18 protein-coding genes are annotated in these 17695 nt (G+C 39.1%); 9 read left to right on the forward strand and 9 right to left on the reverse strand.

Annotated elements, in window-relative coordinates; all coding sequences use genetic code 11:
- Nucleotides 1-2: 2 nt before the first annotated feature.
- The 5 genes from B5473_RS17885 to B5473_RS17905 all read right to left on the reverse strand — a co-directional run bounded on the left by B5473_RS17885 (nucleotide 3) and on the right by B5473_RS17905 (nucleotide 3772).
- Nucleotides 3-209, reverse strand: a complete 207-nt coding sequence (locus B5473_RS17885) for a hypothetical protein (protein ID WP_008404269.1) — start codon at nucleotides 207-209, stop codon at nucleotides 3-5.
- Between the two features lie 105 nt (nucleotides 210-314).
- Nucleotides 315-1319, reverse strand: a complete 1005-nt coding sequence (locus tag B5473_RS17890) for an NAD(P)H-dependent flavin oxidoreductase (RefSeq protein WP_079527638.1) — start codon at nucleotides 1317-1319, stop codon at nucleotides 315-317.
- A 156-nt stretch (nucleotides 1320-1475) separates the two neighbouring features.
- Complete coding sequence (gene efp / locus B5473_RS17895; RefSeq protein WP_008404273.1) at nucleotides 1476-2033, reverse strand: elongation factor P; 558 nt, start codon at nucleotides 2031-2033, stop codon at nucleotides 1476-1478.
- A gap of 17 nt (nucleotides 2034-2050) precedes the next feature.
- The gene (locus B5473_RS17900) at nucleotides 2051-3109 is read right to left on the reverse strand and encodes a M24 family metallopeptidase (protein WP_079527640.1); all 1059 of its coding nucleotides are present in this window, start codon (nucleotides 3107-3109) and stop codon (nucleotides 2051-2053) included.
- A gap of 255 nt (nucleotides 3110-3364) precedes the next feature.
- Entirely contained in the window at nucleotides 3365-3772 is a 408-nt protein-coding gene (locus tag B5473_RS17905; protein WP_079527642.1) for a DNA helicase, read from the reverse strand.
- Between the two features lie 229 nt (nucleotides 3773-4001).
- Between B5473_RS17905 and B5473_RS17910 the strand changes: the two genes are divergently transcribed.
- From B5473_RS17910 to B5473_RS17920, 3 genes are all read left to right on the forward strand, one after another.
- The gene (locus B5473_RS17910) at nucleotides 4002-4889 is read left to right on the forward strand and encodes a DUF1385 domain-containing protein (protein ID WP_176142136.1); all 888 of its coding nucleotides are present in this window, start codon (nucleotides 4002-4004) and stop codon (nucleotides 4887-4889) included.
- Nucleotides 4890-5055: 166 nt separating this feature from the next.
- A complete protein-coding gene (locus tag B5473_RS17915; RefSeq protein WP_079527646.1) occupies nucleotides 5056-6771 on the forward strand; it encodes an ABC transporter ATP-binding protein in 1716 nt (571 codons plus the stop codon).
- Nucleotides 6771-8567 (forward strand): ABC transporter ATP-binding protein, encoded by a 1797-nt coding sequence (locus tag B5473_RS17920; RefSeq protein WP_079527648.1) that lies wholly within the window; start codon nucleotides 6771-6773, stop codon nucleotides 8565-8567. Before B5473_RS17915 ends, B5473_RS17920 begins: the two co-directional genes overlap by 1 nt.
- Nucleotides 8568-8641: 74 nt before the next feature.
- Here the strand turns inward: B5473_RS17920 and B5473_RS17925 are convergent, their stop codons facing one another.
- Nucleotides 8642-9514, reverse strand: coding sequence for a CPBP family intramembrane glutamic endopeptidase (locus tag B5473_RS17925; protein WP_079527650.1), 873 nt, complete (start codon nucleotides 9512-9514; stop codon nucleotides 8642-8644).
- Between the two features lie 162 nt (nucleotides 9515-9676).
- On the opposite strand from B5473_RS17925, the gene B5473_RS17930 reads away from it, so the two are divergent.
- From B5473_RS17930 to B5473_RS17945, 4 genes are all read left to right on the forward strand, one after another.
- On the forward strand, nucleotides 9677-10381 hold the full coding sequence (locus B5473_RS17930) for a response regulator transcription factor (protein WP_079527652.1): 705 nt from the start codon (nucleotides 9677-9679) through the stop codon (nucleotides 10379-10381).
- Nucleotides 10371-11723 (forward strand): sensor histidine kinase, encoded by a 1353-nt coding sequence (locus B5473_RS17935; protein ID WP_079527654.1) that lies wholly within the window; start codon nucleotides 10371-10373, stop codon nucleotides 11721-11723. The genes B5473_RS17930 and B5473_RS17935 overlap by 11 nt, the downstream gene beginning before the upstream one ends.
- Nucleotides 11713-12261 carry a PepSY domain-containing protein gene (locus B5473_RS17940; RefSeq protein ID WP_079527656.1) on the forward strand — a complete coding sequence of 183 codons (549 nt, stop codon included), beginning with the start codon at nucleotides 11713-11715 and terminating at the stop codon, nucleotides 12259-12261. Before B5473_RS17935 ends, B5473_RS17940 begins: the two co-directional genes overlap by 11 nt.
- 90 nt (nucleotides 12262-12351) lie before the next feature.
- Complete coding sequence (locus B5473_RS17945) at nucleotides 12352-12927, forward strand: PepSY domain-containing protein (protein WP_079527658.1); 576 nt, start codon at nucleotides 12352-12354, stop codon at nucleotides 12925-12927.
- A gap of 367 nt (nucleotides 12928-13294) precedes the next feature.
- Here B5473_RS17945 and B5473_RS17950 read toward each other — a convergent pair whose 3' ends face one another.
- The gene (locus tag B5473_RS17950) at nucleotides 13295-14041 is read right to left on the reverse strand and encodes a class I SAM-dependent methyltransferase (RefSeq protein ID WP_079527660.1); all 747 of its coding nucleotides are present in this window, start codon (nucleotides 14039-14041) and stop codon (nucleotides 13295-13297) included.
- Nucleotides 14042-14270: 229 nt separating this feature from the next.
- Between B5473_RS17950 and B5473_RS17955 the strand changes: the two genes are divergently transcribed.
- Nucleotides 14271-14903, forward strand: a complete 633-nt coding sequence (locus B5473_RS17955; protein WP_079527662.1) for a heat-shock protein — start codon at nucleotides 14271-14273, stop codon at nucleotides 14901-14903.
- A gap of 14 nt (nucleotides 14904-14917) precedes the next feature.
- Nucleotides 14918-15367 carry a cAMP-binding protein gene (locus B5473_RS17960; protein WP_079527664.1) on the forward strand — a complete coding sequence of 150 codons (450 nt, stop codon included), beginning with the start codon at nucleotides 14918-14920 and terminating at the stop codon, nucleotides 15365-15367.
- 59 nt (nucleotides 15368-15426) lie between these two features.
- Here B5473_RS17960 and B5473_RS17965 read toward each other — a convergent pair whose 3' ends face one another.
- Both B5473_RS17965 and kynB read right to left on the reverse strand, forming a co-directional pair.
- Nucleotides 15427-16908: a methyl-accepting chemotaxis protein gene (locus B5473_RS17965; protein WP_079527666.1), complete on the reverse strand. Its 1482-nt coding sequence runs from the start codon at nucleotides 16906-16908 to the stop codon at nucleotides 15427-15429.
- 155 nt (nucleotides 16909-17063) lie between these two features.
- A complete protein-coding gene (kynB, locus tag B5473_RS17970) occupies nucleotides 17064-17693 on the reverse strand; it encodes an arylformamidase (protein WP_079527668.1) in 630 nt (209 codons plus the stop codon).
- Nucleotides 17694-17695 lie beyond the last annotated feature (2 nt).

Below are 17695 nucleotides of genomic sequence, written 5' to 3' on the forward strand. Positions count from 1 at the left end.
AGCTAGACGGCCGTCAACCATTGAAAAAATACTACAATTTCTTGAAAGAACAAGCGCAAAAATCGAATTAATTCAATCGTCATGTATAGGTACGCAATGAAAAACAAGAAAAACGAAAACTCTTTTTTTCCTAAATGCTCGAAGAATAAATGAAGAAGTGCAATAATCAACCCAATCCCTGCAACACGAAGCACATCTTGTAATTCCAATAAAGCCCTCCTTCCTTAACGAAACTATATGCAATATCCAAACAAATAAGCACAAAAAAACACCAACGAGAAAGTTTTTATCCTTTGTCGTTAGTGTAAAAATTTTTATGGTAAGAGAGTTTCGATAATATCTTTAACGGATGCTTCTTTAGCTAAATAGCTATTTTCCCCCATCCAAAGAGACATATATTCACGGTTGTTTTGGCGGGCACTTTCTTTTCGGATCGGTTGCGTCAAATAATGTTGTACCGGATATGGAGCAGTAGTCGCTTCTTTTAATTGCTCGGTAAATTTATTTTTCAACCCGCGCGCATATTTGCCGGTAAAGCCTTTTGTCAATGTCGTCGCATGTTGACCGGAAGTTAAAATCGCCTCTTTATGTAGTTTAGGTGCCGCACATTCAGTTGTCGTCAATAATGCCGTACCGATTTGCACATACGATGCCCCTAATGCAAGCATGTCAGTAACTTGTAATTTTGTCATAATTCCTCCTGCTGCAATGACAGGGATTGAAATATTTTCTTTTGCAGCTTTCAGCAGTTCAGCCGTTGAATGAAGTTCCATTGGTTCAATAAATGACCCCCGGTGTCCGCCAGCTTCTTTTCCTTGGACAACGACTGCATCAAGCCCAGCATATTCAACTGCAATCGCTTCTTCCACTGAAGTTGCTGTGCCGATCAAGTATACGCCCTTTTGTTTAAGTGTTGATAATGTTTCGTTATCAGGTAAACCAAATGTGAAGGAGACGATCATTACGTCTTCTTCAAGAATCGCCTGTACTTGGTCTCGAAAAACATCGGATGTTGGAATAGCTGCCGGGATATTGATGTTCAACTCATCACAGATAGGCTGTAATGCTTCTCGTGCATCTTGTAGTAATTGAGGATTTGTTTTCGGCAGTTCCGGAACAAACAGATTCACGCTAAAAGGTTTTGCGGTTAATGCTTTTACTCCCTGTATAAATTGCTTCGTTTCTGCGCCGTTCAAATACCCTGCACCAATCGAACCTAATACACCTGTCTCACAGCATGCTGCTACAAATTCAGGGGTTGTAATGCCTGCCATTGGTGCCTGTACAATCGGTTTATCAATTGATAATTTTGCCATCATAAACAATCCACTCCTTTCTTCGATTATACCTACCCTTCCATTATGATGCTATAATTTGGGATATTTTTCATGCTCTCCTAAAGCTGCACAACAAAAAAGACAGAAATATTGTATTTCTACAATATCCCTGCCTTCATCACTTCAGTTTCATTGCAATTATGCGCGTGAAACGTAAGTACCTTCAGTTGTGTTGATGATTAATTTGTCGCCTTGGTTAACGAAGAATGGTACGTTTACCATTAATCCAGTTTCCATTTTAGCTGGTTTTGAACCGCCTGAAGCTGTATCGCCTTTAATACCTGGCTCTGTTTCAGCAACTTCTAAAGTTACTGTGTTTGGTAATTCAAGACCTAACATTTCACCTGAATATGTTTGGATATGAACTTCCATGTTCTCTAATAAGTAGTAAAGTTCGTCTTCGATTTGAGCAGCAGCTAATGTTGTTTGGTCATATGACTCTAAGTCCATGAATACGTGCTCATCACCTTGTGCATATAAATATTGCATTTTGCGGTTTTCGATCATTGCTTTTTCTACTTTTTCACCAGCACGGAAAGTTTTTTCTGTTACGTTGCCGTTACGTAGGTTACGTAATTTAGAACGTACGAATGCAGCACCTTTACCTGGTTTTACGTGTTGGAATTCTAGTACGCGGAATAAGTTACCGTCAACGATAATTGTTAAACCTGTACGGAAATCGTTTACTGAGATCATGAATTATTTCCTCCAAATTATAAAATGATTAATTCTTTAGTCGAATGTGTTAGTACTTCATTACCCGTTTTTGTGATTAAAATATCGTCCTCAATTCGAACGCCACCAATTCCAGGAATGTATACTCCCGGTTCAATTGTTACAACCATATTAGGCTCCAGCACCGTATTGGAACGGAATGATAACCCAGGTCCTTCATGCACTTCAAGGCCGATACCGTGACCAGTCGAGTGACCGAACGCTTCGCCTAAGCCTTTTGATTTTAAATAATCTCGTGCTACAGCGTCCGCTTCGATCCCTGTCATACCAGGACCAACTTTTTCAAGCGCAAGAAGCTGAGACTCGAGTACAGCATTGTACATTTCTACCAACTTTTCTGATGGTTGGCCTACAGCGATTGTACGTGTAATGTCCGAAATGTAACCATTATAGTAAGCACCAAAATCAAGTGTTACAAAATCGCCCGTTTCAATAATTTTGTTTGTCGCAACACCGTGCGGCAATGCAGAACGTAATCCGCTTGCAACAATAATATCAAACGAAGAGCTTGTAGCACCTTGTTTACGCATGAAAAATTCTAATTCATTCGATACGTCAAGCTCTGTAATACCAGGCTTGATGAAATTTAAAATATGTGTAAATGCATTGTCTGCAATTTCACATGCAACCTTAATAATATTAATCTCTTCTTCAGTCTTAATCAAGCGAATTTTTTCAATTAAACCTGAAACTGGCACGAAATCAACATTCACTGCCGAATTGTATACTTCATATGTACCATATGCAAAAGCATCTTTTTCGAATGCCAATGATTTTACACCCATTGCCGCCACTTGTTTTGCCACTTCTTCATGAATCGGACCGCTATGCTGAACGACACGGAATTCCTTTACTTGCTCTGATGCTTGTTCTGTATAGCGGAAATCTGTAATAAATACAGCATCTTGCTGTGAAACAACTGCAACACCAGACGTACCAGTGAAGCCTGTCATATAACGGCGGTTGTATTCATTTGTAATGAGTATTGCTTCGACATTGTTTTCGATTAGTGCTTGACGTAGTTTACTAAGTTTCATCTGTTCTCATTCCCCTTTTTAGTGTAGTAAAAACTTGCAGATGGCCATTTAATTGGCGAATCTACAAATTTGTCCTGCTTTCAATCACAGAAACTTTGGCGTCACGCAATGCAATACTCCTATGTCTTTAAGCCCCTGAAAATACACTTTTCAAGGTGGTAAAAGGGACCTTGAATATAAGCAGCTTCATTGTGAACGCTTCTTTTTATACTGTCCCTATTTTATCACAGACTTTTCAGACATCAATACTTTCGACTAACGAAATAATGTGATTGTCCGGTATCTTGCCGTTTCGACGATTAGGCGCATCGAAGTTACCACTACAACGAAAAATGGAATGGAGAATTTTTTGAATGATGACCATTCAATAGGTAGATTTAAGATTTGCCACTCCAATATTGCTGCAATGACAACTCCTAAAATAACTGAAAGTAAAAAAGGCGGTACCATAATGAGCAGCTGTGTTACAACCAACAATAAATAAGCAACAATGGCTATTATTAAAAATAAAATGACCCATCGCTCGAAAGCCGTCCATTCGAACCATTCCAATTTTTTGAGAAATGAAACCGGATGCCATTTAATAAAATCAAATAAGTGTAAACCTTTTAAGCTTACAGTCACAATAAATGATGTAAATAATGCCGTGACAAACAAATGCATGACAAAAACTCCTTTTTTTGACTCAGTATGACCGATTGTAAAAAAACTATTCTAATGGATAGTGCTTTTCTCCAAAATTTAGTACAATATGAGGGTATAACAAAGAAAAGAGATGGATAGATTCCTTTCTCCAGACTACAAATAGATTGAAATTTTATAAGAGAGTGGTGTCGAGCAAGTGAGTAATAATGCGCCAGTATATGGTGGGCAAGCGCTTTTAGAAGGTGTTATGTTCACTGGTCAAGATCATATGGTAACGGCAATCCGTCGAAATGACGATTCCATCGATTATTTCCATGTAAAAAAAGAGAAAAAGCCTATGTTTCAAAAGCTGAAGAAAATTCCGTTTGTACGCGGGGTTGTCGCATTAATCGAATCGGCAGGCTTTGGTTCGCGTCATTTGCAATTTGCTTCTGACCGCTATGATGTTACACCAGGCGAAGAAGAGGAAAACAGTGGTGAAGAGCCATCGAAGTTAATGATGATTTTAGGAGTAGCCGTTATTGGTGTGCTTTCATTTTTATTCGGTAAGTTTGTCTTCACATTAGTGCCGATGTTTTTGGCAGAATTTTTAAAACCTTGGTTCCCAGGGAAAACGGTTCAGATTTTTATTGAAACCGGCTTTAAATTAGTTTTACTTCTTGGCTATTTGCAAATTATTTCGATGACGCCTTTGATTAAACGTGTATTCCAGTACCATGGTGCCGAGCATAAAGTAATTAACTGCTATGAAGCAGGTCTTGACTTAACGGTCGAAAATGTTCAAAAACAATCACGACTTCATTATCGTTGCGGTTCTAGCTTTATTTTATTTACCGTAATTGTAGGTATGTTTACATATTTCTTCGTACCTGTTGATCCGCTTTGGGTTCGTCTTGTTAGCCGTATTTTATTAATCCCGGTTGTCATCGGTATTTCTTTTGAAGTATTACAGGCGACAAATGCCGTTCGTGAAATTCCGGTTTTACGCTTCCTTGGCTATCCTGGATTATGGCTGCAACTATTAACAACAAAAGAGCCGAAAGACGAAATGGTGGAAGTAGCAATCGCATCCTTCAACAAGCTGCATGAAGTCGAGAAAAATCCGGCTGTTGCACAAACATTAGTACATGATTAATTAAAAACTCGGGGAGTTATGTAGAAAGATTTCACTTCTACGATAACTCCCCTTTTTTTGATGTCAGCAATATATTTAGAGTCTCGAAATATTTTCGTTGAGTTCCAATAGATGAAATGGCATAATAGAGTTAAAATTCAGTGAATTCATTATAAGGAGTTAACAAATGAAAACGATTTTCCAATTTATGAGGCGCTATAAATGGCCTGCAGCAATCGCCTTTTTCCTAATGCTAATGGAACTGGCGAGCGATTTAATCCAGCCGCTCTTCATGGCGAGGATGATTAATGAAGGACTGCTTGAAGAAAATTTACATAATGTCGCGTTTTGGGGTGGCTGTTTATTTGCTTTAGCCCTATTCTCTTTCATAAGCGGAGTACTTAACTCCTTCTTCTCTGCGCATGTCGCCCATAGTTTCGGTTTCGATCTGCGTAAAGCATTGTACAGCAAAATACAATCACTGACGATGGCGACCTACCTGACATTCCCTACTTCCGGACTTATTACTCGTCTGACAAGCGATGTTACACAAACGATGAACATCGTCTTTATGATGCTGCGGATTGCGATGAAAGCACCGTTAATGACGGTTGGTTCGCTAATTATGGCGTTTGTTATTAATGCGAAGCTTGCGCTCATTTTATGTGTCAGCTTTCCGTTTCTGCTTATCTTCCTTGTATGGATGGTATCAGTCGGAATCAAGTTGTTCGCACAAGTACAGCAACGTCTTGATTTTGTGAACCGCCAGCTTCAGGAAGGATTGCAGGCTGTCCGATTGATTAAAGCATATATGCGTGGTCAATATGAAGAGAGCCGCTTTTTATCCGTTGCAGAAAACTTGAAATTCGATACGATTAAAGCGACACGTGTCATGGAAATTGCATTGCCTGTTCTTCAGTTTGTTATGAATATTAGTTTGCTGATTGTCATTTGGGTTGGTGCAGATGCGATTCGTGACAATGATATTCTTGCCGGTGACTTGGCCGCTATTATTAACTATGCATTCCGTATGACGGCATCATTTTCTATTTTTTCATTTATCATTATCGCTTATGCCCGCGCCAAAGCGTCTGCTGAGCGTATCGAAGAGATTTTAAATGTCGAGGAAGGCATAGAGGAAGTGCAGAAAAATGAAGCTCCTGTCTTTGAAAACTTCTCGATTCGCTTTGACAATGTCTCATTCCATTATCCAACAACGGAGCAGTATACGCTTCAAAACTTGTCATTTTCAATTGAAAGCGGCGAAAAAATAGCCATTATGGGGGCAACCGGCTCTGGAAAATCGACTATTTTACAATTGGTTGAACATTTTTACGAACCGAACAGTGGTGATATTTTTATTAATGATCAAAATATAAAAGATATCCCATTGCAGCAGTTACGCCGCTCGATTTCCTATGTTCCGCAGCAATCCCTTCTTTTTTCAGGTACGATTGCGGACAATTTACGCTGGGGACAAAATGATGCGACAATTGAGCAAATTATTGACGCAACGAAAAAAGCGCAAATTCATCACTCAATCGAGAGCTTTGATGAACAGTATGAGACGATGATTGGACAGCGCGGTATTAACTTATCCGGCGGTCAAAAACAGCGTCTAGCGATTGCCCGTGCCCTGTTAAAACCGGCATCATTACTGATTTTAGATGACAGTACTTCAGCGCTTGATGTGTCGACAGAGCAGAAGTTATGGGAGGCACTCGATCAGGAGGCCATCACAATGCTCGTTGTAACCCAAAAAATCCAAACAGCACAAACGGCCGATCGTATACTACTTATTGATGAAGGCCGACTACATGGGTTTGGCACACATGAACAATTAATGGCAACGAACGATCTGTATGCGAAAATTGTTGCTTCACAGCAGGAGGTGCTTGCCTAATGAAGTTTTTCAACTATGAACCGATTATCACAAAAGAACAAATCAAAAACACAAGCGGCAAGAAGAAAAAAGGTGAACGTGCTCAAAACTGGACGTATACATTGAAGCGTATTTTCGATTTTGTAGCCGAACAGAAAATGCTCCTGTTTATCGTTCTACTGCTTGTCGTGTTAAGTTCAGCGTTCGCGTTGATCGGACCATTCATCATCGGACGGCTGATTGACCAGTTTATTGATGGCAGTTCACTTAGCCAGCTTTCATATTGGCTTTACGGGCTTGCGGTCGTATATTTACTATACAGTTTGGCAAGCTATTTCCAGAACTATTGGATGGTCGGCATCGCCCAACAAACCGTATTTCGAATTCGCACACAGCTTTATGGTCATTTTTTCAAGCTCCCTCTCCGCTTTTTCGATAAACGAAAACACGGGGAATTAATGAGTCGTGCGACGAACGATATTGAAACAATCAGCTCGACGTTAAACAGTGCCTTTATCCAAGTTGTCTCAAGTATTTTGACATTAACAGGTACGGTAGCCGTTATGCTTTGGCTCAGTCCGTTATTGACACTGATTACAATGCTGATTGTCCCGCTTATGTTCTACGGGATGCGCTGGATTACAAAACGCACAAGCCTGCTATTTAAACAGCAGCAAGCAGCAATCGGTGAAATGAATGGATTAATCGAAGAATCCATTACCGGTCAGCACGTCGTTAAAGCCTTTTCACAGGAAACGGAAATGCTGCGTCAATTTGAAGAGAAAAATTCTCGCATTCGCACAGTTGGTTTCTGGGCATTAACGTATTCAGGGTTCATTCCGAAAGTGATGAACACATTGAACAGTCTAAGCTTTGCGATTGTCGCATTGGCCGGTGGTTTATTTGCCTATTACGGTCATATTTCAATCGGGACGATTATTATTTTCACGGAGTATGCACGTCAGTTTACCCGTCCGTTAAATGATTTGGCCAACCAGTTCAACACCGTTCTTTCAGCTTTGGCTGGAGCGGAACGCGTTTTCTTGATCATGGATGAAAACGAAGATGAAATTGACGGGGAAAATGTAGAACTGCTAGGCAATGTACGTTTCCAAAATGTTACGTTCCAATATGACGCACAAGCTTCCTCCCCTACCCTTTCAAATGTGTCCTTTGAGGTGAAATCCGGGCAGTCGGTTGCACTGATCGGTCAAACTGGTGCCGGGAAAACCACGATCATGCAGCTGTTAACAGGACTTTATGAAAAAACCGACGGAAAAATTGTATTTGACGATATGGAAATAGAAGAAATTTCGAAAGCGAGCTTGCGCAGTCAAATGGCATTCGTCCTACAGGATCCGTTCCTGTTTGAAATGTCGATTAAAGAAAATATCCGCTACGGAAAACTCGATGCAACAGATGAGGAAATTTATGAGGCAGCGAAAAAAGCGAATGCCCATACATTTATCAATAAGCTGCCGGAAAAATACGATACGATTTTAAGTGCTGACGGCAGCCAGATTTCTCAAGGACAAAAACAGCTGTTATCGATCGCCCGCGCCTTTGTAGCAGATCCGAAAATTTTATTATTGGATGAAGCGACAAGCAGTATCGACACTGTGACAGAGCTGCATATTCAGGAAGCACTCGAAAAGCTGATGGAGGACCGTACAAGTTTTATCATCGCCCACCGCCTGAATACAATTCGCAAAGTCGACTATGTCATCGTCTTAAATCAAGGGAAAATCATCGAACAAGGAAAACGCCAGGAACTGATCGAAACCCAAGGCGTATTTGGACAAATGCTTAACGTGTGATATTTATGTAACGAGAAAAAATCGCCCATTTTGCCTTATACAGCAAAATGGGCGATTTTATTTTTACATACCAGTTATACCGTTTCTATATCTATTTGCTCCTCCAACTTCGGTGCCGGATTTTTTAACTGACGGAAATTTTTATAGTATTTGACGAGCAAAAAGATAATGACAGCCGTCAAAATGAAAAAGTACGCCACATTTAGTAACAATACTTGCCGGGCTGCTTCTGTTGTCGGTAAATCAATTTCTGTCGTTTGATTTGTATAAACAAACTGGATAAATGCCAGGAAATTATTAAAACTATGTAATAGCATCGGTATTACGATATTTTTAGTTTTAAGGTAGGCATAACCAAGCACACAGCCTAATGCAAAGGCAAATACAACATTGATCGGGTTGAGGTGGATAATACCAAATATAATAGAAGAAATAATAATACTCTTTTGCGGACTCCATCTTAATGTGAAACGACGAAGCAAGATTCCTCTGAATAACATTTCCTCATAAATCGGTGCAAGTATGCAAATATTAATAAAAAACAGGACGTATACGAGTAATGATGGCCGCACTTCTTCCAAATCCATCATCGGAAAGAATGAAAACAGTTCCCGTATATGCTCTTCGAAAACAAGATATATGATTGTTAATAAAATTGTTGTGAACACAACGGTGATCAATTGGAAGCATGCTGTAATCGATAAATACTTTGCCCAGCGTCCTTTTGACATCGTATTATGAATCGGCTGTTCATTATATGTGAAATTCCATTTTTTTGTTTGATGCATCAAATACATTAAACAGCTTACCGAAACAAAAAATGTAATCCACTCTTCACTGGCTGGAATATCGGTTACAAATAACAAGATAAAACTTGCTATGAATATACCAATCGCAAACAGTATAAAATAGCGCAGCTTGAAATTCTTCAAATCAATATAATCCATTATTTTACACCCCCTGTAAATAGAGTAACATGAAATGGAAGTTTTATCCCAAGCATCGCTACCCCTTTTCGATCATTTTTCAACGATTAACATTTCTCCATTGCCAATATCGCCTCTTTTACAATACGATGGATACAAAATAGATAGAAGTAGGTGTTTTGCATGTCTAAAATTTTAATTGTGGAAGATGAACAGCAGATTGCGCGTGTATTACAGCTGGAACTCGGATTTGAAGGCTATGAAACAGCTATCGCTCATACTGGTACGGACGGTTTGCTGAAATTTCATGAAGACGAATATGACTTAGTATTGCTTGATGTGATGCTGCCAGAGCTGAACGGTTTGGAAGTACTGAAACGAATTCGCAAACATAACGAAACCGTTCCGGTCCTTTTATTGACTGCTAAAAGTAATATAGAAGATAAAGTGACAGGGCTTGATTACGGGGCAAATGACTATATAACAAAACCGTTTGAATTCGATGAGCTGCTTGCACGAATTCGTGTGGCATTGCGATTTTCACACAATTCTGCTCCCGTGCCAACACCATCGACAGTCCATACATTTCAGGATTTATCATTAAATGTGCAAACCCGTGAAGTCACAAGACAAGAACAGCAAATCGATTTGACTCCACGTGAGTTTGACTTGCTGCTGCATTTTATGAAGCACGCTAAACTTGTGCAGTCACGTGAGCAGTTACTGAATGCCGTTTGGGGATTTGACTATTACGGGGATACAAATGTAGTTGACGTATATGTACGTTATTTGCGTCAAAAACTAGAGGTAAATCTGAATTTACCGTCACTACTACATACAGTTCGCGGTGTCGGCTATGTATTAAAGGAAGCAACAAATGAGACTTAATACGAAAGTAAATCTGTTTTCCATGTTATTGACTTCGGTTATATTAATCGGCAGTTTTACAGGTATTTATTATTTGTATAAAGAGTTTGCCTTTTCAACAGAGGCGGAACAATTACAGGCCCGGGCAAATGAATTAACGACTGCCATTAGCGCACTGGAAACTACAGATGGAATCGATTCGATTTTCGGCGCGTATCTCCCGACTGACGGAGCGATCTTCGTTTACGACAGTGCAGGTAATCTAATAAAGAGACTTCAAAAAACATCCGAAAAAATTGATTATAAACTTGATCCGTCACAGCATTACACTGAAAAAACAATACGTGATATCCCACATATCGCGCTAGCTACACCAATTATTTTGCCGAATGATGAAATTGCCGAGGCAAAGCTGATCCAGCCCTTGCCGACAATTACTGAAAATATGAACAGGCTATTAATAATATTAGTGCTGATGACACTTGTTGCGCTTATTCCGATTTATTTGGCGAGCCAGCTGTTTGTTCGACTGATCGTAAAACCCGTTCAGCAGCTGACAACGACGATGGAAAAAAATATTCAGCAGTCCAGCTATGAGCAAATCCCGGTTCGTAAGCAATCAAACGATGAAATTGCGCAAATGGCAACGACGTACAACCATCTAATGGCACAGTTGGAAGATGCCCATGACAAACAGCAGCAATTTGTCGGCAATGCCTCACATGAACTGAAAACACCGTTAACGGTCATCGAAAGCTATACAAAGCTGTTAAAACGCCGCGGTACACAAGACGCGAAAATTACGGAAGAAGCATTGGAAGCAATTTTAAAAGAAACAACCAACATGAAGGCAATGATTGAACAAATGCTCGCACTGGCAAAGACGAATGAAATGACGAAAATCAATATGACGACATTTGCATTACAGCCTTTTATCGAGCAAATTGTGCAAAGCATAAAAGCCGCGTATCACCGTGAGATTGTCCTTAACATTCCGGATGTAGAAATTACAACGGATGAAGCAAAATTAAAACAGCTGCTCTTTATCTTCATCGATAATGCACGAAAATACAGTGACGATGTCATTAAGATCCACGCCTCTGTGAAAAATGATCTGCACATTTCCATTCAGGATTTTGGTATCGGAATTCCTGAAGAAGATCTCCCGAATTTGTTCCACCGCTTTTATCGGGTTGATAAAGACCGTAACCGGAAAACTGGTGGCACCGGCATTGGCCTATCGATTGCAAAGGAACTCGCCGATCGTTTAAATGCCGAAGTTTCCATCGACAGCGAACTAGGGAAAGGAACGACGATTTTACTCATTGTTCCACTTTCAGGAGGTGCACAGCATGAAAGCTAAATGGATTATACTATGCATCGCCGTCATCCTAATCGGATTTTTCATTACACTGACAGTCAAGCAATTATCAACACCGCATGAATTGAACACGAATGAACTGGAATTGAAAATCAAAGATATTTATAATGCGGAAGTCCAGACATTGGTCAAAGAAAAAGATCATTTTGTCGCTTCTTTCAATAAAGATGGTTCAATTTTTGAAGTGAATGTAAATGCCGTAACAGGTCAATTTTCCGATTTGAAGCTTATTTATAAAAATGAAAATAAGCAATCCGAGGAACAAGTTAATTCGGAAACATCAAAAGAAAATCAAGCCGCAGCAAATAAGCCAGCTGAGAATGCTACAAAGCCGTTGCTTTCAAAAGAGCAAGCGGTAGATATCGCGTTAAAGGAAGTGCCTGGTGAAGTCGATTCCGTTGAGTTTGTAAAAAATGCAGAAGGCGGTATCTATTTTGTTGAGATCGATCAAGAAGATGATGTTACCGTTCAAGTACATGCCATTACAGGTGAGATTATCGTGATAAAATATGATGATTAGTTTTCTCATCAATTTCTAATAATTCTCTCAGACCGTTTTCATATTCGCTCGTTATACTAACATTACAAACAAGAAAAGGAGCGAGTGAATATGAATAAAAAATTTTTAGCAATCCCGGCATTACTAGTAGCAATTGGTGGAGGAGCTGTATTTGCACAATCTAATTTATTTGCGCAAGCCGAAAACAACCCAAGTATTTCAGCAGGTGAAGCAAAGAAAATCGCGTTAAAACAATTAGACGGTGAAATTATCGGTTTTGAATATGATGGAGATGACCGCACACCACATTATGAAATCGACATCGTGAAAGACAATGAAAAAATCGAAGTTGAAGTGAATGCTGGTACAGGTAAAGCTGTTGTAACGGAACGTGAAAAAATTCGTACAGTGAAAGCGGAAAATACAGTAAAAACAGATGAGACAGTAAAAGCAACAGATACAGCGAACAATTCTGCTGTCATTACTGAAAAGCAGGCAATTGAAATTGCTCAGGCGAAAGCAAAAGGAACAGTAACTGGCCTTGAATTGGATGAAGATGATAACCGTCTGATCTATGAAATCGAAATCCGTAACGGTAAAATGGAATACGATTTTGAAATCGATGCAAAAACTGGAGACATTATTAAGTACGAAGAAGATCTAGACGATGACCGTTTTGATGATTAATTGAATAACAAGCAATATAAGCAATTATTAAAAAAAACGGCTAGGACATAACCCAAAAATGTTATTTTTCTCTCAGAGAAAAATAACATTTTTTTGCTGAGCGTTAAAAATTGATTTCCATTCCGGGACGCTTTCCGCGGGCGTGAGGCCAACAGGATGTTGGTCACAAAAGCGTTTCCACAGGACGTGGCGTTCTTAGCTTTTGTTCCTAGTCTCAGGCGTCACGCTATTCCCGCAGGAAGCTTTGCTTGTAGCGAAAGGCGTAGCCGGCAGCTACACTCGGCCTTCATTCCAATCAATTTTCTAAAATATCCGTTTCTAAATAATGTTTTTTCTATCCATCGGTACTTTTACTCATCCATCTAATTTATTTTTTTATTGTTTTTCTCGCCTTCACGATTAAAAATGAAGGGCGATGTTGCTCTTTTTGGAGGCTTGGGAGTAATTCGATTGCTTCGTCTGTCGGCATTGGCTCCACTATTTTCTCAATTTGCAGCCCATTAATAATTAATGTATTAATAATTGTTTCAATTGTGCGATGATACATCACAACATTATCTACGAGCCAATTTTCTGTTCGTTTCCCTTCATCGTGGTAACGGGCAACCGCAAAATGAGAGATTGTGCGCTTCTCGTCCAAAATCCATTGCTCCACACCTTTATTTGCGGTCGATATTGGATGCTCCATAGAAAACAGGAAGACCCCTTCCGGACATAATGCACGACTTACCTTTTCAATTATCCCTTCAAAATCCGCCACATAATGTAGTGCCAATGCGCTCGTTATTAGATGGTAATGCGATTCCTCTAATAGAATATCTTCAATTGAAATATTTTGAAAATGGAGACGACCACTTTTATAGCGCTCTTTTGCTGCGGTAATCATGTTATCCGAAATATCGATTGCATCGACATGCTGTGCCCCATTTAAAACACAGTCATTTGCAAACTCCCCTTTTCCACATCCTAAATCTAACAATACTTTTCCTTTAACATCCGGCATTAACACTAAAAAATTGGGCCGCTCCAGCAAATTATTATAATTGAATTTCCGGTTACGAATTTCTTCATATCCTTTAAAAAATAAGGCATTATCATAAATATTTTGCTTCATTGTTCTCCTCGTTTCACCATAACGTTATGACTTTTTTGCGCAACTTCATTATCACATGGCTGGAAAATTTTAAATAGACTTATATTTCAAATTTTAGTAAGATGTAGATAGAGGCATGTCTAGTTTTACTAATTCAACTTTTTTATAAAAACTATGCAAATTCCTTAGCGATTTGCATAGTTTTTGTTTTAATGCCTTCTTCACAATCCTTTGGAACTGGGGAAAACTTATGAAAAACAATGATTCGAAAAGCATCCTACTCTTTTTACTATTTGCTTTTATCACCAATTTAGTCTATGTCGCTTCTCAACGCATAGAAAATCTGGAGCTGCCTTTAGCGCTCGTCATATTTGCTCTATTTATATTATTTATTGTGCTTGTTTTAAAGCTCAACTTAAGACCAATTGTCATTACACTGGCAACAATCTCAGCTTTGCTCGATATTAATTCAATTTTCTATTTGGCTCTTCCTGAATTTTATACAATCGGCTTTACAATCGGAGTCCTAGTATTTCTTGGTTTTTACTTTAAAAAGTCTAAAGATGCCATACTGGCCGCGATTGGTTTTTGTATAATGAACATACTGATTAATATAGAATTTTTCATACAATGGGAATGGGTTTACCTTTTAGTGTTACATAGTATTCTATTTATCATAGCCAGCAGATTAAAATTTACGATTACGAAAAGAATCTATTTAGGATTTTTCAGTGTGACTTTCATTTTTCTAGTTATCGGAATGTTGGTTGATCACAATTATTTAGCCACATTTGGACTTCTCCTGTATTTGGCGGTACTTATTGCGATTTATTTCGTTATCCGAAGACAACTTGAACAACAACCTACTTATAAATTACATTGAGGTGAGACATCCAGATGAAAAATGTAAATCGTTTATTTCTCATTATTGCCGTCATTATCCTTGTTATAATTGGCCGCTATTTTATGGCACAAAATGAAGTAAAAGAAATTCCGGATGTAACCGCTGTAACGAATGAAATGACGATTGAAACGGTTCGCGGAAGCTATTGCTGGCATTCAGCAGGTGAAGCAGAGTGTGTTGATACTGCTGCCCCGCATGAAATTATAAGTGAGCAAAATACCCCTTACGTAAAAGTACGGCCAGGTGAAGTACTGGAGTTCCAATATAGTCAGAATGTAACGAGTGTATCTATTCAACAATGGATAGAAGATTACGATTATAAAGAAATTGCCACATCGACACGCTTTTCTGTCCCAACGGAAAAAGGAAAGTATATCATTTCCAGTATGGCGCGCTTTGGCAACGGTGATGTAACAGACAGTATTGCGATAGAAGTAGAATAACTAAAAAGGGAAGTGTCCGTTAAGTTTGGACACTTCCCTTTTTTATTTGCGGTTTCCGCTTATTGCCGTTTCGTCAATTCAGCCAATTCGCTTTGTAATTGCTGAAGTTCATTACTCGCATCTGCAATCGATTTCATCATGACATGCTCTTCATGTATTGAGCTCGCGATTTCTTCAGTCATAGCGGCATTTTCTTCAGAAATAGCGGACAGATTTTCAATTTGATTCATTACTTCTTCAACAAGTTCGTTCGTATGCGTAATGGTCGACATGTTTTGGTGAAGCTTTCCTTGAATACCATTGAATGATTGCTTAATACCATCAAATGAACCAGTAATATTGTTCAATGTGCCAACACTTGAATGGACCGCTTCTTTTCCTTCATATGCTTTTAACTGGGCAGTTGTTGCTCGTTCAAGCAGCTGCTGAGTAACAACGGTAATACTCGTTGCAATATTCGCACTCTCTTCCGCCAGTTTTTTCACTTCTTCTGCAACAACGGCAAAACCTTTCCCGTGCTCCCCTGCTCTTGCCGCTTCAATTGAGGCATTTAAAGACAGCAAATTCGTCTGATCGGCAATGGCTTTAATACCATTTAACAGGTTATTGACATTCGCAAGGCTCTCTTGCATATTGTCAATTGTCGTTGTCGTTAAATCAATAGAGTCACTTAATGTTGCCATATCCGCTGTCACATCATGTACCTGTTTCCAGCTTCGTTCAATCGCTACTTGCACTTCATCCGAATCCTTTACAGTCGATTCAGAGGACTCCTTCGTTTTCACCATATTATCATGTGATAAAATCATTTGTTCATTAATCTGCTGAATCATCTCAGCTTCATTATGAATGGCTGCTGCCATTTGATTCGATGACTGTAATATCGTTTCGCTCGCAATATTCAATGTACCGACATTATCATTTACATGGGTAATGCTAGATGCAAGCTGGTTTGAACCTTCCTCAATTTTATTTATAATCGATGATAAATTTTCCAACAGTTCTTTCGCTTCCCGCTCTTTTTCCTGGGCATCCTTTATTAATTTGTTGCCCCATTGAGTCAATCGGTAAAGCAAAAAGTTACAGCCTGTCATACTTACAAAAATCGTAATAAATACCGGGAGATTTGCATTTAGCCCTAATAAATTTTCCGGCACTGTTATGTATAATAAAATATAAGAAATACTGGCGATCAGTAAAAATATTTTGATCATCCGTTCATTAAAATACATTGCACACATAATAAATGTTACAAGCAGCATGTAATGTTTATTGATAGAATATCCATCCAGGTAAAACAATAAAAATACGACAAATGCCGGTATTAGTACAAAAATTAAACCTTTGGCGAAATTGGATATATTCAGGAAATAATTGGCTGTCGATAATAAAATGACACCCCCTCCTGCAATCAAATAAGGGATCGAATTACTAAAACCATTTGCAATAACAAGCGGTGATACAATGAGAATTGCCAATACTATTGTAATAATTAGATTTAGTTGATGAATCCAATTAACTTTTCCGTTGCGTTTCTTCAAGCTGTCTTCCTCCTAGGAACAATTGATTATTTCCATAATAGTTTATAGGTATATATTACAACCCTTTTTTATACAATACAATGGACTTTTGTATGGATAAGGGAAAATTTTCAAAAAAAAGAAGCTCACGAATAGTTAACCGTGAGCTTCTTTCGTTATTCTGCTTTATCAACTTTTTTACGAACGACTGCGCGTACAGGTGCACCGTCAGCACCTGCAATTTTTAGCGGCAATGCGATCAGTTCATAAATCCCTTGCTGAACATGTCTTAAATCGAGCCCTTCTAATATATGAATGCCATGTTCGTACAAATTGTGATGTGCCAATACTTCCTTGCTGTCCAGCGGGTCAACGGAAGGATTTTCAATACCAAGCAATATTACACCGCGCTCCTTTAAAAATGCCGCGACATCCGGATGAATGACTGGAATGGTTTCCGGAAATGTTTCACTAAGCTGCTCAACTGTTTTAAGCAGTACTCGCTTTACACTATGGAAATCAATCGATGCGAGCGATTGAGCTGAAATTACTTCATGCCCAATACAATCCACGATCACACAGTCTCCGATATACACATTTATATCCAATTGCTCGATTGTCTCAGCTTCACTGTTAAAATGAAACGGTGCATCTGCATGTGTACCCGTGTGCAGCGAAGTCGTAATCCGCCCGATATTGACCGAGCCCGTCTGTTGTTTCGAAATCCCGACTTCAAAAGAAAACGGTGTATCGCCCGGCCAGTTCGGCATTCCGTTTTGCATCGTTTGTGTAATATCAATCCACATGG

Origin of the sequence: Solibacillus isronensis, assembly GCF_900168685.1 — a bacterium.
Taxonomy (GTDB): domain Bacteria; phylum Bacillota; class Bacilli; order Bacillales_A; family Planococcaceae; genus Solibacillus; species Solibacillus isronensis_A.